The organism is Tardiphaga sp. P4_G1, from assembly GCF_056401215.1.
Genome location: NZ_JBFUJU010000006.1, coordinates 53300 through 73650, shown reverse-complemented (window position 1 = coordinate 73650; position 20351 = coordinate 53300). Strand labels below are relative to the sequence as shown.

Here is a 20351-nt window from a genome sequence, read left to right as displayed (position 1 = left end):
TGAATTAACTTGCTCGCTTGTTGTTCCTGGCGAGAAATCGCGCAACAGTGGAACAACACTCGCTTCTCCTTCACCCATTTGCCCGAGGCGGTTCCCCGACATCATCCTGGCGGCCTTCCGACGGCGCGCGTGAGACGCCAGAAGCGGGAAGGTTGGCCTCGCCGATCGGTGCGGGCAAGCCGATCCTGAGGGCGGAAGAAAACGGAACATCCTACGATTAGAATGGTTCTGATGGCGAACGCATAGCGAGGCGCCCCGTGAACCAGATCCCACATCACCCACAGATCCCAATTTTCCTGACGATCAACGGAACGTTGCACGAACTCAAAGTAGAGCCGTGGGTGACGCTGCTGGACCTGTTGCGCGAGCGCCTCTCGCTCACCGGGACTAAGAAGGGATGCGATCAGGGACAATGCGGCGCCTGTACCGTGCTCGTCGATGGCAGACGCGTCAATTCGTGCCTGGCACTCGCGGTGTCGCGCGACGGCGCCGAGATCACCACTATCGAAGGGCTGGCCGAGAATGGCGAACTGCATCCGCTGCAGGTTGCCTTCATCGAGCGCGACGCGTTTCAATGCGGCTACTGTACGCCTGGCCAAATTTGCTCAGCGGCGGGTCTGCTGGCGGAAGGCCACACCCGTAGTCGGGCCGAGATACGCGAGCATATGAGCGGCAATCTGTGCCGCTGCGGCGCCTATACCAATATCGCCGACGCGGTCGAGGACGTGCTGATGCCGCGCATCGCGGCGAAGGAGGCCGCCGAATGAACCGGTTCGAATATATCCGCCCGGCCACAGTGGCCGATGCCATCGCGGCGCTGAATGAACCTGCAGCGCGCGCGCTGGCGGGTGGCACCAATCTCGTCGACCTCATGAAATATGATGTGGCGCAGCCGTCGCGGCTGGTCGACATCAACCGGCTTCCGCTCAAATCGATCGAAATCACTCCCAGTGGAGCGCTGCGCATCGGCGCGCTGGTCACCAATACCGATCTGGCGTGGCATCGAGACGTTCGGGAAAAGTGGCCGATACTGTCAAGCGCCATTCTTGCCGGCGCATCGCCGCAATTGCGAAACGCAGCTACAGCCGGGGGAAACCTGATGCAGCGAACCCGCTGTTATTATTTTTATGATCCGTCGACAGCCTGCAACAAGCGACAGCCCGGAAGTGGCTGCTCCGCCATTGGCGGCGTCAATCGCATTCACGCCATTCTCGGCGCCAGCGATAGCTGCATTGCAGTCCATCCATCGGACATGTGCGTCGCGATGGCTGCACTCGATTCATCCGTCGAAGTCGAGGGGCCGGACGGCAAGCGATCGATTCCGATGTCTGGTTTCCACCGCCTCCCCGGCGGAGAGCCCGAACGCGACAACACGCTGAAGGTCGGCGAGCTCATTACATCGATCATTATCCCCAAGCCCGACTTCGGTGCCCATCACACCTATCTCAAGATCCGGGACCGGCTCTCCTATGCCTTCGCGCTGATCTCCGTCGCCGCCGCGCTGCGTGTGGAGGAGGGCATCATCCAGGACGTCCGGATCGCGCTCGGCGGGGTCGCGCATAAGCCGTGGCGGGATTTTGACGCAGAAAGATCGCTGAAAGGCGAGCGAGTCGGGACCCAGAGCTTTAAGCAGGTCGCTGATTTCATTCTTCGTGATGCGAAGGGGCAGGGCGACAATGACTTCAAGATCGAGCTTGCTCGCCGCGCTATCGTTCGTGCGCTGGAGCAGGCGGCTGCGGGCACACCGCAGGATCAGGCCGACAAATCGATCCACTAGAAAGTTAACGGGACCATCGCATGTCAGTTGGTGAAATCACGCATATTGGACGTCCGACCAACCGGGTCGACGGTAAACTGAAGGTGACCGGCCAAGCGCACTACGCGGCGGAGTATCCTGCTGACGATCTGCTCTATGGCTACATCGTTGGTAGTACGACCGCCGCTGGACGGATCGCGGCGATGGACTTGGATGCAGCAAGGCAGTTTCCAGGCGTCGTCGAAATCTTCACGCACGAAAATCGCAGCAAGGCGGCATGGCTTGATCGTAGCTGGCGGGACGAAGTCGCGCCTCCTGGCCATCCGTTCCGGCCGCTGAATTCGGACCGTATCCTGTTTGACGGTCAGCCGGTCGCGTTGATTGTCGCCGAAACGTTCGAGGCCGCGCGCGATGCGGCCTCCCTGGTTCGCATTGCCTATGATGTCGATGCGCATTGTACCGAGCTTGAGGCGAAGCGGGCAGAGGCCTATGTGCCTCCGAAGAAGCGTAGCGGTATTCCGCCGCCACCGGACCCGCGCGGCGATGCCGAGCAGGCGTTTCAAAATGCGCCCGTCAAGATCAGCCGCGATTACCGGATCAATGCCGAGCACCACAATCCGATGGAGATGTTCGCCACCACCTGCGTGTTCGAGGGCGACGGCAAGCTGACGATCTATGACAAGACGCAGGGCTCCCAGAATGCGCAGGGCTATGTCACCTCAGTGTTCGGCCTGCGCAGCAAGGATGTCCGCCTAGTCAATCAATATGTGGGCGGGGCATTCGGCGCCGGCTTGCGGCCGCAGCACCAATTGTTCTTCGCCGTCATGGCCAGTCTCGAACTCGAACGCTCGGTGCGGGTGTCGCTGACGCGTGCTCAGATGTTTCATATCGGCTACAGGCCGGACAGTTACCACACCGTCTCGCTCGCCGCCGATCGCGATGGGCGGCTGCAGTCGATCATGCATGATGCCGTTGCCTCGACCTCCCATTACGAGGATTATCAGGAGGCTGTCGTCAATTGGTCGGGCATGATGTATCACTGCGACAACGTCAAGCTGACCTATCAGCTTGCCAAGCTCGATACGGCCACGCCGTGTGACATGCGCGCACCCGGCGCAGCCATCGGCGTGACAGCGCTCGAATGCGCGCTCGATGAACTTTCATACGAACTCGGTATCGGTCCGCTCGAAATTCGGCGGATCAATTTCGCCTCGAAGGACGAAAACACCAACAAGCAGTTCACATCCAAGGCGCTTCTGGAATGCTACAGCGAGGGCGCTGCGGCATTTGGATGGGAGAAGCGAAGCCCCAAGCCGCGTGCCATGAAGGAGGGTCGCGAGCTGATTGGATGGGGCGTCTCAACGGGAATGTGGGACGCCTTCCTGCAAAAGGCCCAGGCCACTGCGACTCTCAAGGTGGACGGGACGCTGGAGGTGGCAACGGCGGCGTCCGATATTGGCACTGGGACCTGGACAATCCTGACGCAGATCGGCGCCGAAGCTTTCGGATTACCACTCGAAGACGTTCAGGCCAGGATCGGCGATTCGACTCTGCCGATGTCGCCGGTCGAAGGAGGTTCGTGGACCGCAGCGTCGAACGGCTCGGCAGTTCAGGCCGCATGTGAGGCGGTCAAGCATTCTCTGTTCAAGCAAGCCAGGAAGATGGCCAATTCGCCTCTTGCGGATGCAAGTTTCGAAGACGTCGAGGTTCGGGATCGACGCATCTTCCGGAAGGATGATCCGGCGCGCGGGCTTTCCGTTTTCGAAGTCATGCACGCCGCCGAGCTCACGGAAATCACCGAGCAGGGCAAAGTCAGCCCGAACCTGCGGCAGATGCTGAAATATATCAGCTACACGAATTCCGCCGTGTTCGCGGAAGTGCGCGTGGATGAAGATCTGGGGGTCGTTCGCGTGACGCGCGTCGTGTGCGCGGCGGCGGCGGGCAAGATCCTCAATCCCAAGACGGCCCGCAGCCAGATCCTGGGCGGTGTGGTGATGGGAATCGGCATGGCGCTTCACGAGGAAGCCATGACGGATCATCGCCTTGGCAAGATTATGAATGCCAATCTCGGCGAATATCACGTTCCGGCCCATGCCGACATCGAGGATATTGAAGTAATCTTCGTCGATGAAAAGGACGACAAGGTCAGCCCTCTTGGCGTCAAGGGCCTGGGCGAGATCGGCATCGTGGGAACCGCGTCTGCCGTCGCTAATGCGATCTTTCACGCAACTGGTGCGCGGGTGCGTGATTTTCCCATCACGATTGACAAGATTTTGAATGCTCCACGACCGTCCTGAGTTCGTCTCGTACAGACCCACGGGTGGCATACGCCGATGGAGCTCCACGGCTTTGGAGCCCGGGCCGCTGCATGACTGAGCTAAATGTCCGTAAGCCTCGGATCGAGAGAGCGCGTGAAGATTGCGACCTTCAACGTGAACAACATTAACAAGCGACTGCCCAATCTGCTGGCGTGGTTGAAATCGTCCAAGCCGGATGTGGCCTGTCTTCAGGAGTTGAAGGCCGCCAATTCCGAATTCCCGGAAAGTGCGTTGCGTAAGGCGGGCTATTTTGCCGAGTGGGTTGGGCAGAAGACTTGGAATGGCGTCGCAATCCTCGCTAGGGAATCCAAGATCGTGGTAACGCGCAGGCGGTTGCCTGGTGACGAGAGCGACGAGCAAAGCCGATACATCGAGGCTGCCGTCGACGGCGTTCTCGTTGGCTGCGTCTACGCACCCAACGGCAATCCGCAGCCGGGACCGAAGTTCGATTACAAGCTCACCTGGCTGAAGCGTCTGAACGCCCACGCCGGCAAGCTGCTCAAGTCCGGTGCTCCTGCCGTTATCGCCGGCGACTTCAACATCGTGCCAACGCCCTTCGACATCTACCCGACCAAGTCGTGGGACAAGGATGCGCTCGTGCAGCCGGAAAGTAGGGCGGCGTTCGGCAAGCTCCTCAAGAAGGGGTGGATCGATGCACTGCGCGAACAGCATCCGGATGAGCCGATGTATACGTTCTGGTCGTATTGGCGGAACCGCTACGAGCGTGACGCTGGCCTTCGCATTGACCATCTGCTTCTCAGTCCTGCGCTGAGCCCGCGGCTTGCGCAGGCCGGTGTCGACCGAAAGGTGCGCGGCAAGCTGGATCCAAGCGACCATGCTCCAGCGTGGATAGTGCTGAAGTAGCGCTACGCCTTACTTTTTTGCTTTCCGATCGACCCGGACGTCGCGGAATTCCTCGGGCCCTTTGAGCAGGCGCCGCTTCCGACTGGCCTGATCGTCCGCACTGGCGCCCTTGTCCGTCAGCTTGTCGATTGCGCCGGCGGCCATCTCACTGGCACGGGCTCTATGAGCGACGTTCTTTCTGCGAGACGGTTTAACGGTAAGGCCCAGTTCGACAAGGCGGCGCACAGCTTCTGAGAGTTTCGGAGCGTCCGGCTGAAACTCGGCCCAATGAACAATCCTGCCGCGTAGTTCGTCTGCGGCGCGAAAGCCGAGCATTGGCGTTTGGCCGGTCGCAGGTCGGCCTTTTGATTTTTGCTTTGCTACTGTCGTTTTCTTCATAAGATAATGTTTAGCATAAATGCCAAACCGCGAGAAGTTGGAACTCTGCGTCATGTTATTGAGTTGCGATCTCCGAGGGCACGCTGTTTTAGCGGACTTTCCCCCTGCGCCTTGCTAAACAGTGTGAGAGCGGCCGACCGCCGCATGATGGCGAGGAAGCCGTGGCGAAAGAACTGACAGCGTCCGAACAGGCCCTGCGCGATCGGGAAAGCGAACTCGCGGAGGTCCAACGGATCGCGAAAGTCGGCGGTGTGATCGTCGACCTGCGCGATGGATTTCAGAACCGACGATCACCTGAATATCTCGCCATACACGGGTTACCCCCTGAAGCTGCAAACGAGACACATGAAGACTGGGTCGCCAGGCTTCATCCGGACGACCGGGAGCGCGCTGAGCGGCAATTTCTGGACCTTCTGAAAAGCGATGCGGAACGTTATTCTTCGGAGTATCGCATCATTCGGCCCAGCGACGGGGAAATTCGCTGGATCGTAGCAGAGGCGCGTATCGAGCGTGATCCAGAAGGCCGACCGCTGCGGATGATCGGCGCTCATATCGATATCACGGAACGTGCGATCGCCAGAGAGGCGCTACGCGAGAGTGAAGAGCGGTTCCGATTGATCGCCGACAGTGCGCCAGTCCCGATGTGGGTGACACGTCTTGATCGGACGCGGTCCTTCGCAAACAAAGCCTACATGGAATTTCTTGGCCTTGAATATGAAGAAGCGTTGGCTTTCGATTGGAGGACCATCCTTCACCCGGACGATGTGGCGCGCGTCGTGCGCGAGAGCATTGCAGGTGAGGCATCCCTAAAGCCGTTCGTGCTGGAAAGCAGATATCGACGTGCGGATGGCGTGTGGCGTTGGGTCAGATCCGAATCGCAACCCCGATGGGACCCGGCGGGTAAGCATATCGGCTTTATTGGGGTTGCCCACGACATCACGATTGCAAAAGAAGCAGAGATCGAACTGCGTGGGTTGAATGAGGTGCTTGAACGGCGGGTTGAAGAGCGAACCGCGCAACTTCGTACCCACGAGGCTCATTTACGAGCCATTTTGGAGACGACCAACCAGTATCAGGGATTGCTCGCGCTCGATGGTACGCTCGTTTTCGCCAATGCGGTCGCACTTGCCGCCATCGCGGTCGAAGCGAAGACAGTGCTCGGGATGCCGTTCTGGGATACGCCCTGGTTTGCTGCGACGCCCCGTATGCCGGAACGAGTTCTCAGCGCGTTCAAAACCGCACTGAGCGGCGATGCGTGGCGCGCCGAAGTTCAATTGAACCTATCCGGCGCGGGGCGGCATCTCGACCTCGCCATGCGCCCAGTATTTGGAAGTGGAGGTAGGATTACAGCCGTCTTGGCAGAGGCCGTCGATGTGACCGAGCGTCGCCGGAACGAGGACGCTCTGCGCCAGGCTCAGAAGATGGAGGCGGTCGGACAACTCACCGGAGGCGTGGCGCACGACTTCAATAATCTCCTGACGATTATCAGGTCAGCCACAGATTTTCTTCGTCGGCGCGATCTTCCCGAGGAGAGACGAGGGCGGTATATCGACGCGATTTCCGATACAGTTGACCGTGCGGCCAAGCTGACCGGACAGTTGCTTGCATTCGCTCGCCGACAGCCGCTTGCTCCGCGCGTCTTCAATGTTTGTACGCAGGTCGCGAGCGTGGCGAATCTGATCCGACCACTGGTCGGCGGCCGAATTCAGATTGATCTGGAAGTTCAGACTGCCGACCAGTTCGCCATGGCCGATATAACGCAGTTCGAAACCGCGTTGGTCAATCTCGCTGTTAATGCACGCGACGCCATGAACGGCGAAGGGCGCCTCGTCATTGGTGTCGCGGCAGTGGGTTCGATCCCGGGGATGCGTTCTCATCCTTTGAGGGAGGGCGACTTCATCGCGGTTTCCGTAACTGACTCTGGCGTCGGCATAGCTAGCGAGTACCTGGATGCGATCTTCGAACCATTTTTCACGACCAAGGACGTGGGAAAAGGAACGGGCCTCGGCTTGAGTCAGGCCTTCGGGTTCGCCAAACAGACGGGCGGCGAGATCGGCGTCAGCAGCACGCTTGGAGCGGGCGCGACGTTCACAATTTATCTGCCGCGGGCCGAAACTGGCGCCGAAGTCGAAAGCAGCGCGCCGCCATTAGCAAGCGCAGCGACAAGCGGGCGGGGGCACCGCGTTCTTGTTGTCGAGGATAATACGGATGTCGGGGGATTCTCGACAGAGCTTCTGCAGGATCTCGGATACGCAACCGACTGGGTGACGTCAGCTTCCGCGGCACTGCACGTTCTAGCCAAGGATGAATTCGCATTCGACCTCGTGTTTTCGGACGTCATCATGCCCGGCATGAACGGGGTGGAGATGGCCACGATTATCCGCGACCAATATCCTGGATTGCCGGTCGTTCTGACAAGTGGCTACAGCCACGTTCTAGCTGAAAACGCCCATACAGGCTTTGAACTCATCCAGAAGCCGTATTCGGTTGAGCTTTTGTCGCGCACGCTGCGCAAGGCGATCACTGATCGACGGACTGAATCGGCTTAGCGCTGCCAGATTGGTAATTGGAACTGGGATTGCGCGTCGTCCCCCTTCGTCTGAAGTGTCGATAGCGAAACACCGAGAAGCCGCACGGCTTTCGGCAGTGGCATCGAGCGTTCGAGAAGCGATGCCGCGACCCGTTCGAGCTCTTCGCGGTTTGATACGGCTGTCGGCATTGATTGGCTTCGTGACATGATCTCGAAGTCAGTGAACTTCACCTTCAGCGTGACGGTTCGCCCGCGGTTCCCTGTGTTCGCACAGTGTTGCCACACTTTGTCGACGAGGGGCTGCAGCGCGGCAATCATGGGGTCGAACTCGGTGAGGTCGTCGAAGAAAGTGTTCTCGGCGCCGATAGATTTCCGCATGCGGTTGGCGCGGACAGGACGCTCGTCGATGCCGCGTGATATCCAGTAGTAATAGGTCCCGGCTTTGCCGAAGTGCGCCTCCAGGAATGTCAGCGACTGGTTCCGGATGTCGAGGCCAGTCTGGATACCCAATGCGTTGAATTTAGCCGCAGTCGCCGGTCCGATGCCGTGGAACTTGCCGACGGGTAGGGTCTCCACGAAGGCCGGGCCCATCTCCGGAGAGATGACGTACTGACCGTTTGGCTTGCGATGGTCGGAGGCGAGTTTGGCCAGGAACTTGTTGTAAGAGATGCCGGCGGAGGCATTGAGCCCTGTCTCGGCTTTGATTTTAGTGCGGATCGCCAGAGCGATGTCGCGCGCCAGTGGGATGCTCTGAAGGTTCTCGGTAACATCCAGATAAGCCTCGTCCAGCGACAGCGGTTCGATGATCGGCGTGTGCTCGGCGAAGATCTCTCGGATCTGCTGGCTAATGGCCTTGTAGACCTCGAAGCGCGGTTTCACGAAGATTAGATCTGGACACTGACGTTTGGCTATAATGGACGGCATCGCCGAGCGGACGCCGAATTTGCGGGCTTCGTAACTCGCTGCTGCCACGACCCCGCGCTCCCGAGAGCCGCCGACGGCGACAGGTTTGCCGCAAAGCTGTGGATTATCCCGCTGTTCGACTGACGCGTAGAAGGCATCCATGTCGATATGGATGATCTTACGCTGTCGGATTTCCGGCGCGACGTCATTCGTCACCGGGCCATCGGTTTCCATTTGCCATCTCTGATCGCCAGCATCGCCTTCGCGACCGGAGTGGATGCGCGATCGGCCTCTCCATCGGCCGCCGCCTCGACGGCGCGCCAGTCGATCAGAACGGTGCCGTCCGGAGCGACCTCATAGAGGCCGACGCCCACTGGAGTGCCTGAGATGCGTTCGGTTCGGACGGGGCGCTGCGTGATGTCTTGCGCCAGCGCGGCAGCGGGCAGCATGATGGCAAGTACGGCGATCCACATTATGCGCATCTGGTGCATCCTTCTTCAGGCCTTGGACTACGATCTTACAGGGCAGGCAGATCGGATCGTCAACGGCCGAGGATATGGCGTCTCGAACGCGGGTCAGCAACCATCGTCCTCTCTCGGTTCCTGGCAGGTGCTATCGAGGAGGCGCATATCCTGGCAAGGGTAAGGCGCGCTTCAGACGCCTAGTCCACCAAACGTTTCATTAAATGGACCTGTTTGTCCAATACGGTACTGCGCAAATGGAGGAGCTTGACGATGAACAGTGAGGACCGGGAAATGAAAGGCTCCGATCTGCTAGTGGCGGCTCTCGAAAACGAGGGCGTCGACCGCATCTTTGGCGTCCCCGGCGAGGAGAACCTCGACGTCGTCGAGAGCTTGCGCAAGTCTTCCATCGAGCTGGTCGTCACGCGTCACGAGCAGCCCGCCGCCTTCATGGCTGCGACCCACGGGCGCCTCACAGGCAGGCCAGGTGTCGCCCTCAGCACTTTGGGGCCCGGAGCCCTGAATCTCTCTACAGGGGCTGCTTATGGACTCCTGGGAGGCATGCCGATGGTCCTGATCACTGGCCAAAAGGCGATCCACGCCAGCCGACAGGCGCACTTCCAGATCGTGGATGTCGTCGCGAGCATGAAGCCGCTCACGAAACTGTCGCAGCAGATCGTAAGTGCGTCTTCCATCGCGACCGTCGTCCGGAACGCTTTCCGGATTGCGATGGAGGAGCGTCCCGGACCCGTGCACCTGGAGCTTCCGGAAGATGTCGCGGCGGAGAAGGTGTCCGGCGTTTCGGTCGTCCCGGTCCACCCGATCGATCTCCCGGCGCCCTCGATGGACGCCGTCCGGAAGGCCGCCGAGCTCATCCTCTCGGCAAAATGCCCGTTGCTCATGTTCGGTGCCGGTGCCAGCAGGCCCAGGCTCGCGCCCGCGCTCTCCGAATTCGTCCGCCGGGTGAAGATCCCATTCTTCAACACGCAGATGGGGAAGGGGGCCGTCGGCGGGGCGTCCGACTACTATGTCGGCACGGCGGCGCTGAGCGAACGCGACTACGTCCATCGCGCGATCGACTGCGCCGACCTGATCATCACCATCGGCCACGACACCATCGAAAAGCCGCCATTCATCATGGGGCGTGGCCGCCATCAGGTGCTTCACATCGGCTTCACGCCAGCAACGGTCGAGGAGGTCTACTACCCGCAAGCTGAACTTATCGGCGACATCGCGAAAGGTCTCGACATGTTGGCGACCGAGACCGAAGGGAAGCTCAAGCAGACCACGCAGTGGGACGGCGTGCGCGCGGACATCCTGCGCCACATCGGCGACCGTGCCAACGAAGACCGCTTTCCGCTGACCCCGCAGCGGATCGTCCACGACGTCCGCAAGGTCATGCCACCAGACGGCATCGTCGCGTTGGACAACGGGATGTACAAGATATGGTTCGCGCGCAACTACCGCACGGACGTCGCCAACACGCTGTTGCTTGACAATGCGCTTGCGACGATGGGAGCGGGGCTTCCGTCGGGCATGATGGCGGCGCTGCTGAATCCGAAGCGCCGTGTGCTCGTTGTCGCCGGCGACGGCGGTTTCATGATGAATTCGCAGGAACTGGAGACCGCGCAGCGTCTGAAGCTCGATCTGGTCGTGCTTGTCATCGAGGATCACGCCTACGGGATGATCAGGTGGAAGCAGGCCGTCGACGGTTTCGCCGACGCGGGGATGACTTTCGGCAATCCGGATTTCGTCGTCTACGCGCAGTCCTACGGTGCTCAGGGTCATCGCGTGACCGAGGCGGGCGGCCTGGCACCGACACTGGAGAAGGCCTTCGCCGCCGGTGGCCTTCACCTCGTAGTGGTGCCGGTGGACTACAGCGAGAATGTTCGTGTTTTGGTGGATGAACTGGCCGACATGCAGCAACAAGAATGAAAAAACCATTCGACAACTGAAACGGGTTAGGCATTTGCAGTGCGAAGGGACATCAGGCCAATTCGTTCCCCTATTCGTTTGAACCCAGTTTTGGTGCTGGCCTGTTTTTGGCCGCAGTGGCCTATTCTGGCTGCGCCCTTATTTCGGAGGTTCTAGAGAACCAATTTCTCCGTCCCGCGTAACGATATCGGCGGAGGGTGGAATGCATACACGACGTACAGTCAGGGAGCTTCGAGAGAAGGTAGATAAGTATCGGGCCATGGCCCGGATGACGACCGATCCTGAAACGGCCAGACGTATTATCGAGCTTACTGACGAATTGGAACAACAGGCCCGCGATATCGAGCGGGGAAAGTAAGGCCTCAATGGGCGGCCTCTTTCGTCAATGCGGTCTCATGCCACGTTGTCGCTAATTCATTGTAAGAATGCGAGCATTGAGTGCAGCCGCAAAAAGTATCCAAGCGAGATAGGGCAAAAGCAGTAAGGCGGCGGTGCTGTCGACGCCCAAGCCTATGATGACGGTCACTCCTATTGCCGCGAACAACAGCGAAATAACAATCATGCCAGACCGCAGATCGTGGCGACCGAAGAAGATCGGCGACCATATCGCGTTCAGGGCGAGCTGGATGCCGAATGCGCCAAGAGCTGCGGTTCGAGCGGGCGAAGGAGGCGCCTCCCAGAACATCCACACGGACAGCGCCATGAGGAAATACAGGATGGGCCAGACGATGGGAAACGCGATGCGCGGTGGTGTCCACGATGGTTTCGCCAAACTCGCGTACCAAGTCGGAATCTCAGGCGTCGTAACCCGAGCGCCGATAAACGCGACGCTATAACAAATCGCAAGTGAGCAGAGTAAGGACGCGACCGAACTGTTAGTCATGCACCGTTAAGTCCTTGCGTTCTCGCCAGTTCCCCGGCCTCAGACGACTTCCACATTAACGTGGCGCCGCGCTCGTACATTTCGATGATGCCGTCGGAGACGTCTTGTCGCGGTCGGCCGTGTACTCTCCGACACTCCCGGCCTTCAGGAGTGTGCCGTTCCACTCGCCAACGGGCATGCGCCAGCCATCGCGTCCAGTGCTTGCTTTCAGGTCGCAGAATGTTGGTAGTGCATTGTCCGGCTTTTTCCGGAGTTATTCCCCGGTGGCGTACTGCTTGCCCTAGGCGTCCGGCTTGTCGGTGCGCTTCTTTGCCTTCTTGGAGAAGGCATCGCTCGACGACGGCATCCCCAGCGTAGCATGGCCAACTCACGCCATCTTCCTTTCGGCGGATGAGGTAACGCTCTCCCAGATTTGGCTATCGGAGGACATTTGTCGTGTCCTTCGTCAAATGGGGGGCCGCTTCGAGATCGCGGCCGAGTGTTATCGGTCGATCGGGGGGAGAAGGGTGGTGATGCCGGCGAATGCCCTTGAGCCAAATCAGCAGTGCTTCCCAGTGGATGCCTGCGATCACCTTCAAGGTCAGCAGGGGGTAAACGCAGAAGGCGTGCGCTAGAGCTGCGTCGGTCAGATTCTGGCGGGTTGCAGCGAGCTTGGCGATGAGCAGCGGCCCTTGTGCATCGTGACCGATGACCGAAACCGTCAAATTCTTTCCCGGAGGGACGACAGAAAACGAATAGACCATGTCGGTGCTCATGAAGGGGGAAACGTAGAAGGACTTCTGGCTTTTCTGGCGGATTGGCACTTTCGTGTCGCGGGCAACGGGAATGAGATAATTGTGACGCTCACCGAACGTATTGCTGACCTCGTATAAGATCGCCGAAATCGAGTTGTCTCGCCTGTAGCAGAAATAGATGCTCAGCGGATTGAAGGCGTATCCCAGGATGCGCGGCATGGTGAGAAGCCGGAGCGGGCCGCCGGCTTCGATGCCRGCCTCTTGCAAATGCCGCTCGATCCTGGCCCGCGGCGACGTGGTCTCTCCCTCGCCGTGATCCCGATCATGGAAGCTGAAGAGGTTGAAGCGGTTGTGCGAGAAGAGGTGCAGCCTGCCTGCCAGCATATCGACTTCATCRAGATCGAGAAGCATGTAGAAAATGCTGTAGCGCAGCCGATGCTCTCTTGGCCGCAATCGGTGATGCATCACTGAGCCGGAGTAGAGGGCCGAACGAAAGCTCGACATCAGGCAGCCTCCGTTTCAGGCGTGGCGAGCACTGTCTCATGAACATGGATGCGGCCGGATTCGTCAGCGACTGTCCAGGGGCGCCGCAGATCCCCGAGGGCTTCAGCGACGGCAAGCCCGGCTTGTAATCCATCCTCGTGGAAGCCGGCGCCGAAGTAAGCCCCGCAAAACCATGTATTGCGCTTGCCCTGCAACGACCAAAGCTCTCTCTGCGCTTGCATCGCCTGCGCATCGAAACGTGGATGGCTGTAGCGCATTTTCCTGAGAATAGCGTTGGGTGCGATCTCCCGGTGGGGATTGAGCGTGACGAAGAGGGGTCGCTCGCTTTTGATTTCCTGAAGACGGTTCATCCAATACGTCACGGCGAGCTTGCGACCGTCATCGTCGTCCCTCGCCATGTAGTTCCAGCTCGACCAGACCCGGCGGCGGCGCGGCATCAAGCGAGGGTCCGAATGAAGGACTGCATCGTTGTTGATATAGTTGAACGCGCCGAGCAATCGCCGCTCCTCGCTGCTCGGATCAGCAAGCACTTGGAGCGCTTGATCCGCGTGAGTGGCAATCACCACCTGATCGAAACGGCGACGATCACCGTCATATCCGACGACCTCGGAACCGTTCGTGGTGCGAACGATCGTACTGATCGGATAGTCAGACACCACTTCGGCTATGGCGTCAGTAAGCACTCGCACATATGAGCGGCTGCCGTCGCAAACGGTGCGCCAGATGGGGCGGCTAGACAGTTTCAGGAGGCCGTGGGTGTCGCAAAACTTAATAAATGATGCCGCTGGATAGGCGCCGATCTTTGCAGCAGGCGTGGACCAAATGGCGGCCGCCATCGGGTAGAGATGATCGTTGCGRAATCCYTCTCCGTARCCGGCGGCGTCGAGATACTCATCAAGCGTAATCAGGCCCAAGGCCGCCACATTGCGTGGCGCCTCRCGATAGAAGCGCACGAGGTCGCGCAGCATCCGCCAGAATCGTGGGCTGATGGCGTTTCGACCCTGCGCGAACAGGCCCAGAAGGCCGGTTCCGGAGTATTCGAGCCTGCCATCGTCGAGCGAGACGGCAAATGACATGTCGGATCGCTTCGTSGCGACGCCGATATGCTCAAAGAGTGATGTCAGGTTTGGATAGGTGGATTCGTTGAAGACAATAAAGCCGGTATCGATCGCGGCACCCGCSACATCGACCGTGTGGCTRTGCCCACCCAGGCGGGTATCGGCTTCGTATAGAACAACCCGATGTCGTTTTGAAAGCAACCACGCTGCGGACAGGCCGGAAATACCACTCCCAACAACGGCTATGTCGAGGCTTCCGCTATGTGCCGCGGYGTTAARGCTGTTCATTCTATCACTCCCAGCAATCTTTCTCGTCAAAAGACTTTCCTCCACGGGCCAAGCTGCCAATATTTACGGAACCCAGCGCGCATTGGATCACTTGAGGCGTGATCCAATTGGGGGGAGGGCGCGTATGAAGGGCAAATGGATGCTGCAAGATTACATCTCGACATCAGGCGCACGCGGGACGTCGGTCCGGCGGCGAGGCTCATTGTTTTGAGCGAGGGCATTAAAAAAGAGGTGCTGCCCTCTCCTGTAGAGTTGATCCGCCTGATAGATGCCGTTGCACGGGCGCGGGATCGCAAGGCGTTCGCGCAGCTCTTCGCCTATTTCGCGCCGCGTGTGAAAGGCTTCCTTATTCGGRCCGGTCTCGCGGAGTCGGTTGCCGAGGAGGTGACACAGGAAGTCATGATCGCGGTATGGAGAAAGGCGTCCTATTTCGATCCCAGCCGGGCGGGCGCGTCGACATGGGTGTTTACGATTGCTCGTAACCAGAGGATCGACAGGCTGCGCCGCTCGCGCTCCCGSACGGCCGATCATCTCTYGGATCTGAGTGACGAACCGGACACGCCACCGTCGGGCGAAGATATCGTGATCATGGCAGAGCGGGAAGAAGAGGTCCGGAAAGCGCTGGCGACCYTATCAAATGAACAGGCAACCATCGTGAAACTCTCTTTCTTCTCCGAAGCGCCGCATGCGGAGATCGCTCGTGAGCTGGGCATCCCGCTCGGCACCGTAAAATCCCGCGTCCGGCTCGCATTGAACCGGCTGCGAACSCTATTGGACCGCGATATATGACGATCAACCATCACCCCAGCGACGAAACGCTTCTGCGTCTTGCGGCCGGAGCGTTGGGCGCCGGCCCGGCACTAGTCATCCGCGTTCACCTCGAAGGATGTGCCGTTTGCCGCGAGCGCTTAACCCGGTTCGAGGCTGTGGGCGGCACGATCCTCGACGAGATGCGCTTGGCTCCGCTTGCTACGGATTTGTTCGGACGGACCATGGAGCGGCTGGAAGGCATTCCATCCACGTTGGTGAAAGAACCCGGGCCGAGGAAGCAGCCGGACCTGGGCATCGAGCTCCCTCATGCGATGCGCCACTGCGAAATTGGTCCCTGGCGATGGCTTGGCCCCGGCTTCAGATGGAGCAAGGTSCAAATTGCCGGAAGTCCAGATGCCAAAGTCATGATGATTAAGGGTAAAGCGGGGCTTCATCTGCCTGCCCATGGACACACCGGCATGGAGTTTATGCAGATTCTATCTGGATCTCTGTCGGACGAGCGCAGTCAATATTTTCCCGGCGATCTCGACGAAGCCGATGATGAAGTYAATCACCGGCCCCTTGTCGGCGAGAAGTCGGATTGCGTCTGTCTCGCTGCTTTGGAAGGAGATACGCGCCYTCATGGATTTCTGGGGCGTCTCCTACGTCCGATCGTGGGATTTTGAACGATGGCGGCGGCACAGCCATCAGATTCCTTTGGCTAGCCTCGGTCGGCCTATGAAGATGTTTCATGARGTCGTGTAATTGGCCTTGCGAGAAAGCCGTCGCGAAAATTGTGCCAGWTTGGACGGMACGGGACAGGATCGCATGACAYTGGTYATCGCAGTCGTTGCGCTTGCGATTTTCCTTTCACTGACCATGGCGGGAGCATGGTTGGTSGCGCTTCGAACYGGCCAGTCMGGATGGATCGACGCGATATGGTCGTTTGCCACYGGCGTGTTCGGCGCTGCSGCCGCTCTTCTYCCTTTCGCCGGGGGGGAAATTTCATCGCGTCAGATACTCGTGGCAGTGCTGGCGGTCTTGTGGGCACTGCGTCTCGGCATCCACATCGTGGCGCGCACCGCGCGGGGCGGYGATGATCCTCGCTACCGGCACTTGCGCGAGCAGTGGGGAAGYGCCTTCAGATCGCACCTGTTCTGGTTCCTGCAAATCCAGGCATTGGCTGCGCTGGTACTCGTCCTCTCTATMATGATCGCGGCGCAAAATCCRACTYCTGGCCTGAGGGTCCTAGACTGGCTCGGAATTGYCATCCTGATTRCGGCCGTTGTCGGRGAAACGATCGCRGATCGCCAGCTKTCCACCTTTCGCCTAGACCCCGGAAACCAGGGAAAAGTTTGCGACGTCGGGCTTTGGGGTAGGTCACGCCACCCAAACTATTTTTTTGAATGGTTGGGATGGCTGGCTTATGCCGTGATCGCGGTCGATCTCACAGGCGCCTATCCGCAGGGGTGGCTGGCTTTCGCCGGGCCATTGCTGATGTATTGGCTCCTCGTCCACGCCTCYGGCATTCCRCCTCTCGAAGGGCACATGYTGCGSTCGCGCGGCAAGGCCTTCCGAGAATACCAGCACCGCGTCAACGCATTCTGGCCCGGCCCGCAGAGCGGCGCTGGCGCCGCCGGCAACAAAGAAGACCTTTGATGAGCGTGATTTCCTCGGCCTGCTTCGTCGGACTTGTCGCATCGGAAATGTTAGCCACGTCCTTGAGCTCGTCAGGATGAAGCTGTGAACGCGCGCGTGATCAGAAAGCCGATGGTTGCGGCAGACGCCGTCAGAAACGTTCCCCAGCATAGATCTGCGATCGTTACCGCGACCGGCCAGTTCCGCAACGTCGCCTGGTTGGTCAGATCGTAGGTCGCATACGCAACAAATCCGAGGAAAGCACCGAAGAACGTGGCAGTTGTCAAACGCTGGCTAGCAATCGCCGGGGCAACGGCGAACACCACGATGCCGGCAACGTAAATCAGATAGAAGAGCACTGCCGGTACCGGCCGGAAGCTATCAAGCAGCATCTGGCCCATCAGCGGCCGATAGAGACGCTGCGCCGCAAACGTTAGCCAGATCGCGTCGATTGCGAGAAATACTAGACCCGTCGCGACATAGGCGATGCCGTATGTTTTCAAGTTAATTTTCCTTCCGAGTCGATGCTGAAGATATTACGCGCCAGCGAGATGCTCGGATCACTCGACCGAGGACGATCGGCCTCTGGAGTAACAAAAGGCCCCGGTTTCCCGGGGCCATGTTGGCGTTAGTTTCCACCGCCCGCGCCGCCGCCGGCACCACCGCCCGCGCCGCCACCACCACCGGAGGTTCGACCTTCGGCAGAGCTATTAGACCCTGTCGTGCCCGTCGCGGCGTTCGATCCACTCAGGGAGCTCGCATTGTTGCCCGTCTGCGATCCTCCAGCGTGTGGCGCCGCGTGTGGAGTGCTCGATGTCGGGCGATCGACCGCCGTGCCTGTGCTGGTAGTGCCGGGCTGTGTAACGCCGTTGCCTGCGGAATTGACCTGAGGCGCGCTCGGATTTGCACCGCTCTGTGCAAAGGCGGCTGGAGCAATCATTAGTGTTGCCGCTGTAGCTGCTATCAATATCTTCTTCACGTTTTCCTCGCTCGTTTCATGCCCCGAGCAAGCTGAAGTCGATTGACCGTTTCTTGTTCCCTTGGAAGATCGCTCAAAGGCGGAACAACAATCGCAGCGAGGCTTTCTAAATGTGCCGTCCTAGAGGCGTTTGCTTGCTCTGGCGCCTCAACGTAAGGGCCGCCTCGCTGCGGCTTCTTCCAAAGCGCCCGAGCACTTGGCGTAGCTCGCCACCAATAAACAATAGGGAGATCACGATGGGACTTGCAACTTATGCCATTATCGAGTCTGGCGATAGTTGGGGCGTCCTTCACGATGGGAATGTTGAAGGAAAATTCCTGACCAAGGAATCTGCATTTGAGGCTGCCGTTGCCGCAGCATCCCTTGCCATCCGACAGGGACACGAAGTCCATGTCAGCGCGCCAAGCAACGAAGCTGGAAACAAGACGGCGCTAGGTGGCGCGACAAACTAAACTTCGTGAAAGGATATGATTTGGGAAAAGATGAAAGTGGCGCCGAAGTGAAGTCGGCGCGCAAAGCCCGCGGCGCCGAGCCGGGGCCGTCCGTTCGCAACGTTTTAGTTTGGAGCCTCGGCTTGGTGGTGGTCGCCTTTGCCGTCGTATATTTCGTGTTTTTCAAGACCTAGGTAAAGGTGAGGTTGCAATGCCCAAATATTCAGAAGAACAGATCCGAGAGTACGCTCATAAACTTTGGGAAAGAGAGGGCCGCCCGGAAGGGAAGGCCGATGGTTTTTGGCACCAAGCCAAAAGCGAGCTCGAAAGCGATGCTCCTGGCGACGAAGATCCGAAGCCACTGCCAGAGTAAGCCAAAGGCCTTAATCGGATTTATGTTTCAGACCATTGTTGAGGCGAGGGGGACCTTGGCGATCTCATCGCCTTCCTTGTTCACCACCCGGATAAAGTTCTCTTTGCGTATCATAGTGGGCTTCTCTGTCCCGATCCTATGGGCGATGAAGCTGCCGTGATCCTTAGCCTCGTCGTCACTGGCGCATTCGTGGCCCAGAAGATCGTTAGCGGGGATTTGTCCGGCGAGATGGAAAAAATATCTGGGCATGCCCGGCCAACCTCTAGAAGCCGTGCTTGTTCCTGAAAAGCGCTGCAGAGACTTTGTTAAAGGACGCATCTAGGGCTCGCGGGGCTGTTTGGCTTTCGCTGGTTCAAAAATCTTCTCGATCGGATAATCGAGGAACTGACAGATCGCAAAGAGTGTGCTGGCGCTGATCCGGTTCGCGGCCTTCTCGTATTTTTGGATCTGCTGAAAGGACACGCCCACTGCTTGGCCGAGGTCAGCTTGGCTCATCTTCTTTGCGATGCGAGCTTCGCGGATGCGTCGGCCAATGACGACGTCGACTTTCTTCGCACTGCGAGGGCTCAGAGGCTTTTTCATGCTTCAGAGAGTGTCCTATGGTCGGTGCTCTTCCACATAATGAACCCGCCGCATTCGTGGATCTGGATGATCCCGTCGGCGACCAGCTTGTCGCGGCCAGCGGTATATTCGACGACGTTTCCTCCGCCGCGTAGAAAGGTGCCGTTCCATTCGCCGATCGACATCCGGCCTTCGTCGATACGGAGGGTCTTCGCGATCTCAAGCAGTTTGGCTGCTGCGGCCTCAGGCTCGGCGTAGGGGCGTTTGTCGTCAACGTACTTCGTCATGGAGTAGTAGCTTCGTCTTTCTTGGTGCCGCGGGCGACGATCTTGAGCGCGCCGTCCGGGAAGGGGCGCTGAAGCTTCATCGCTTCGTCGGCTGGCGCCGTCATCCAGGTGTGCAGGTCTTCGGGCGTCGTCAGGATAACCGGCATGGCTTTCGGGTGGATTGCGCCGACTTCGGCGTTAGGTTCGGTGGTCAGGAAGGCGAAGATATCGTTGGTTGTCTCACCTTCCTTGACCTTCCGAACCGATGTCCAGTTCGTCCAGATTCCCGCAAAGAATGCCAGAGGTCTAATCTCGTCGAACGCAAACCAGATGTCACCGCCCTCAGTTTTGTTGAACTCGCTGAAGGACGTGAACGGCACCAAGCAACGCGACTCGACGCCTAACCAGCGCTTCCAATGCTTGCTGTCGAGGTTGCGAATGTTGGTCGTGCCGCTGTCGGGCTCCATCCTCAGGAGCTCCTTGAAGTCAAACTGCTTGCCCTTTTCTTCAAGCTTCGCTGCCCGCTTCTTCGTCGCCTGCATCTGAGCGAACTGTGAGGACGGCATCCCCCAACGGGCTAGCGTCAGTTCCGTGGCCTGGGGGCCGTTACGCACGATCGGAGCCGGATAATCTGGGAAAATACCTGGCATCGACTGGAGGTTGCCGGTGCTGTCGACGTCGAAATTGAATAGCCGGCGGATGGCGTCCTGGTTCTTCGTCATCGAATAGAGATTGCACATT

The 20351-nt window shown here is 59.1% G+C and carries 23 protein-coding genes; 12 read left to right on the top strand and 11 right to left on the bottom strand.

What is annotated here, in order from left to right; all coding sequences use genetic code 11:
* Positions 1-257: 257 nt before the first annotated feature.
* From AC1DUY_RS15625 to xth, 4 genes are all read left to right on the top strand, one after another.
* Positions 258-767, top strand: coding sequence for a (2Fe-2S)-binding protein (locus tag AC1DUY_RS15625; RefSeq protein WP_478115433.1), 510 nt, complete (start codon positions 258-260; stop codon positions 765-767).
* A complete protein-coding gene (locus AC1DUY_RS15620) occupies positions 764-1777 on the top strand; it encodes an FAD binding domain-containing protein (protein ID WP_478115431.1) in 1014 nt (337 codons plus the stop codon). The genes AC1DUY_RS15625 and AC1DUY_RS15620 overlap by 4 nt, the downstream gene beginning before the upstream one ends.
* Positions 1778-1797: 20 nt before the next feature.
* A complete protein-coding gene (locus AC1DUY_RS15615; protein WP_478115429.1) occupies positions 1798-4053 on the top strand; it encodes a xanthine dehydrogenase family protein molybdopterin-binding subunit in 2256 nt (751 codons plus the stop codon).
* A gap of 114 nt (positions 4054-4167) precedes the next feature.
* Positions 4168-4938 carry an exodeoxyribonuclease III gene (xth, locus tag AC1DUY_RS15610; RefSeq protein WP_120286781.1) on the top strand — a complete coding sequence of 257 codons (771 nt, stop codon included), beginning with the start codon at positions 4168-4170 and terminating at the stop codon, positions 4936-4938.
* A gap of 9 nt (positions 4939-4947) precedes the next feature.
* Here xth and AC1DUY_RS15605 read toward each other — a convergent pair whose 3' ends face one another.
* On the bottom strand, positions 4948-5370 hold the full coding sequence (locus tag AC1DUY_RS15605) for a hypothetical protein (protein ID WP_478115427.1): 423 nt from the start codon (positions 5368-5370) through the stop codon (positions 4948-4950).
* A 107-nt stretch (positions 5371-5477) separates the two neighbouring features.
* Here AC1DUY_RS15605 and AC1DUY_RS15600 point away from each other — a divergent pair, with 107 nt between their 5' ends.
* Entirely contained in the window at positions 5478-7865 is a 2388-nt protein-coding gene (locus AC1DUY_RS15600) for a PAS domain S-box protein (RefSeq protein WP_478115425.1), read from the top strand.
* Here the strand turns inward: AC1DUY_RS15600 and dinB are convergent.
* A complete protein-coding gene (gene dinB, locus AC1DUY_RS15595; RefSeq protein WP_478115423.1) occupies positions 7862-8983 on the bottom strand; it encodes a DNA polymerase IV in 1122 nt (373 codons plus the stop codon). The two genes, AC1DUY_RS15600 and dinB, sit on opposite strands and share 4 nt — an antisense overlap.
* Positions 8962-9231: a hypothetical protein gene (locus AC1DUY_RS15590; protein ID WP_478115421.1), complete on the bottom strand. Its 270-nt coding sequence runs from the start codon at positions 9229-9231 to the stop codon at positions 8962-8964. The genes dinB and AC1DUY_RS15590 overlap by 22 nt, the downstream gene beginning before the upstream one ends.
* A 252-nt stretch (positions 9232-9483) precedes the next feature.
* Here AC1DUY_RS15590 and AC1DUY_RS15585 point away from each other — a divergent pair, with 252 nt between their 5' ends.
* A complete protein-coding gene (locus tag AC1DUY_RS15585; protein WP_478115419.1) occupies positions 9484-11145 on the top strand; it encodes an acetolactate synthase large subunit in 1662 nt (553 codons plus the stop codon).
* A 409-nt stretch (positions 11146-11554) separates the two neighbouring features.
* On the opposite strand, the gene AC1DUY_RS15580 is transcribed toward AC1DUY_RS15585, so the two are convergent.
* From AC1DUY_RS15580 to AC1DUY_RS15570, 3 genes are all read right to left on the bottom strand, one after another.
* On the bottom strand, positions 11555-12028 hold the full coding sequence (locus tag AC1DUY_RS15580; RefSeq protein ID WP_478115417.1) for a TspO/MBR family protein: 474 nt from the start codon (positions 12026-12028) through the stop codon (positions 11555-11557).
* Positions 12029-12444: 416 nt separating this feature from the next.
* A complete protein-coding gene (locus AC1DUY_RS15575; protein ID WP_478115415.1) occupies positions 12445-13266 on the bottom strand; it encodes a DUF1365 domain-containing protein in 822 nt (273 codons plus the stop codon).
* Positions 13266-14612, bottom strand: coding sequence for an NAD(P)/FAD-dependent oxidoreductase (locus AC1DUY_RS15570; RefSeq protein ID WP_478115413.1), 1347 nt, complete (start codon positions 14610-14612; stop codon positions 13266-13268). Before AC1DUY_RS15570 ends, AC1DUY_RS15575 begins: the two co-directional genes overlap by 1 nt.
* A 135-nt stretch (positions 14613-14747) precedes the next feature.
* Between AC1DUY_RS15570 and AC1DUY_RS15565 the strand changes: the two genes are divergently transcribed.
* The 3 genes from AC1DUY_RS15565 (at position 14748) to AC1DUY_RS15555 (ending at position 17021) form a co-directional block, all read left to right on the top strand.
* Positions 14748-15401: a sigma-70 family RNA polymerase sigma factor gene (locus tag AC1DUY_RS15565; RefSeq protein ID WP_478115411.1), complete on the top strand. Its 654-nt coding sequence runs from the start codon at positions 14748-14750 to the stop codon at positions 15399-15401.
* A complete protein-coding gene (locus AC1DUY_RS15560; RefSeq protein ID WP_478115409.1) occupies positions 15398-16048 on the top strand; it encodes a ChrR family anti-sigma-E factor in 651 nt (216 codons plus the stop codon). The genes AC1DUY_RS15565 and AC1DUY_RS15560 overlap by 4 nt, the downstream gene beginning before the upstream one ends.
* A gap of 142 nt (positions 16049-16190) precedes the next feature.
* Positions 16191-17021: a DUF1295 domain-containing protein gene (locus tag AC1DUY_RS15555; RefSeq protein WP_478115407.1), complete on the top strand. Its 831-nt coding sequence runs from the start codon at positions 16191-16193 to the stop codon at positions 17019-17021.
* Positions 17022-17092: 71 nt separating this feature from the next.
* Here AC1DUY_RS15555 and AC1DUY_RS15550 read toward each other — a convergent pair whose 3' ends face one another.
* On the bottom strand, positions 17093-17503 hold the full coding sequence (locus AC1DUY_RS15550) for a DUF2177 family protein (RefSeq protein ID WP_439064736.1): 411 nt from the start codon (positions 17501-17503) through the stop codon (positions 17093-17095).
* Positions 17504-18215: 712 nt separating this feature from the next.
* On the opposite strand from AC1DUY_RS15550, the gene AC1DUY_RS15545 reads away from it, so the two are divergent.
* From AC1DUY_RS15545 to AC1DUY_RS15535, 3 genes are read left to right on the top strand one after another with little or no spacing between them, the layout of a single operon-like run.
* On the top strand, positions 18216-18431 hold the full coding sequence (locus AC1DUY_RS15545) for a hypothetical protein (protein WP_478115403.1): 216 nt from the start codon (positions 18216-18218) through the stop codon (positions 18429-18431).
* Positions 18432-18451: 20 nt separating this feature from the next.
* Complete coding sequence (locus tag AC1DUY_RS15540; RefSeq protein WP_478115401.1) at positions 18452-18604, top strand: hypothetical protein; 153 nt, start codon at positions 18452-18454, stop codon at positions 18602-18604.
* Between the two features lie 17 nt (positions 18605-18621).
* Positions 18622-18783: a DUF2934 domain-containing protein gene (locus tag AC1DUY_RS15535; protein ID WP_478115400.1), complete on the top strand. Its 162-nt coding sequence runs from the start codon at positions 18622-18624 to the stop codon at positions 18781-18783.
* Positions 18784-18810: 27 nt separating this feature from the next.
* Here the strand turns inward: AC1DUY_RS15535 and AC1DUY_RS15530 are convergent, their stop codons facing one another.
* The 4 genes from AC1DUY_RS15530 to AC1DUY_RS15515 all read right to left on the bottom strand — a co-directional run bounded on the left by AC1DUY_RS15530 (position 18811) and on the right by AC1DUY_RS15515 (position 20350).
* Complete coding sequence (locus tag AC1DUY_RS15530) at positions 18811-19032, bottom strand: DUF6894 family protein (protein WP_478115398.1); 222 nt, start codon at positions 19030-19032, stop codon at positions 18811-18813.
* 69 nt (positions 19033-19101) lie between these two features.
* Positions 19102-19365 carry a helix-turn-helix domain-containing protein gene (locus AC1DUY_RS15525; protein WP_478115396.1) on the bottom strand — a complete coding sequence of 88 codons (264 nt, stop codon included), beginning with the start codon at positions 19363-19365 and terminating at the stop codon, positions 19102-19104.
* Positions 19362-19631: a hypothetical protein gene (locus AC1DUY_RS15520; RefSeq protein WP_478115394.1), complete on the bottom strand. Its 270-nt coding sequence runs from the start codon at positions 19629-19631 to the stop codon at positions 19362-19364. Before AC1DUY_RS15520 ends, AC1DUY_RS15525 begins: the two co-directional genes overlap by 4 nt.
* A complete protein-coding gene (locus AC1DUY_RS15515; RefSeq protein WP_478115392.1) occupies positions 19628-20350 on the bottom strand; it encodes an SOS response-associated peptidase in 723 nt (240 codons plus the stop codon). Before AC1DUY_RS15515 ends, AC1DUY_RS15520 begins: the two co-directional genes overlap by 4 nt.
* Position 20351 lies beyond the last annotated feature (1 nt).

Coding starts and splice junctions, on each gene's coding strand:
- AC1DUY_RS15620 (WP_478115431.1), top strand. CDS start 764: ATGAACCGGTTCGAATATATCCGCCCGGCCACAGTGGCCGATGCCATC.
- AC1DUY_RS15615 (WP_478115429.1), top strand. CDS start 1,798: ATGTCAGTTGGTGAAATCACGCATATTGGACGTCCGACCAACCGGGTC.
- AC1DUY_RS15605 (WP_478115427.1), bottom strand. CDS start 5,370: ATGACGCAGAGTTCCAACTTCTCGCGGTTTGGCATTTATGCTAAACAT.
- dinB (WP_478115423.1), bottom strand. CDS start 8,983: ATGGAAACCGATGGCCCGGTGACGAATGACGTCGCGCCGGAAATCCGA.
- AC1DUY_RS15590 (WP_478115421.1), bottom strand. CDS start 9,231: ATGCGCATAATGTGGATCGCCGTACTTGCCATCATGCTGCCCGCTGCC.
- AC1DUY_RS15585 (WP_478115419.1), top strand. CDS start 9,484: ATGAACAGTGAGGACCGGGAAATGAAAGGCTCCGATCTGCTAGTGGCG.
- AC1DUY_RS15580 (WP_478115417.1), bottom strand. CDS start 12,028: ATGACTAACAGTTCGGTCGCGTCCTTACTCTGCTCACTTGCGATTTGT.
- AC1DUY_RS15545 (WP_478115403.1), top strand. CDS start 18,216: ATGGGACTTGCAACTTATGCCATTATCGAGTCTGGCGATAGTTGGGGC.
- AC1DUY_RS15535 (WP_478115400.1), top strand. CDS start 18,622: ATGCCCAAATATTCAGAAGAACAGATCCGAGAGTACGCTCATAAACTT.
- AC1DUY_RS15530 (WP_478115398.1), bottom strand. CDS start 19,032: ATGCCCAGATATTTTTTCCATCTCGCCGGACAAATCCCCGCTAACGAT.
- AC1DUY_RS15525 (WP_478115396.1), bottom strand. CDS start 19,365: ATGAAAAAGCCTCTGAGCCCTCGCAGTGCGAAGAAAGTCGACGTCGTC.
- AC1DUY_RS15520 (WP_478115394.1), bottom strand. CDS start 19,631: ATGACGAAGTACGTTGACGACAAACGCCCCTACGCCGAGCCTGAGGCC.
- AC1DUY_RS15515 (WP_478115392.1), bottom strand. CDS start 20,350: ATGTGCAATCTCTATTCGATGACGAAGAACCAGGACGCCATCCGCCGG.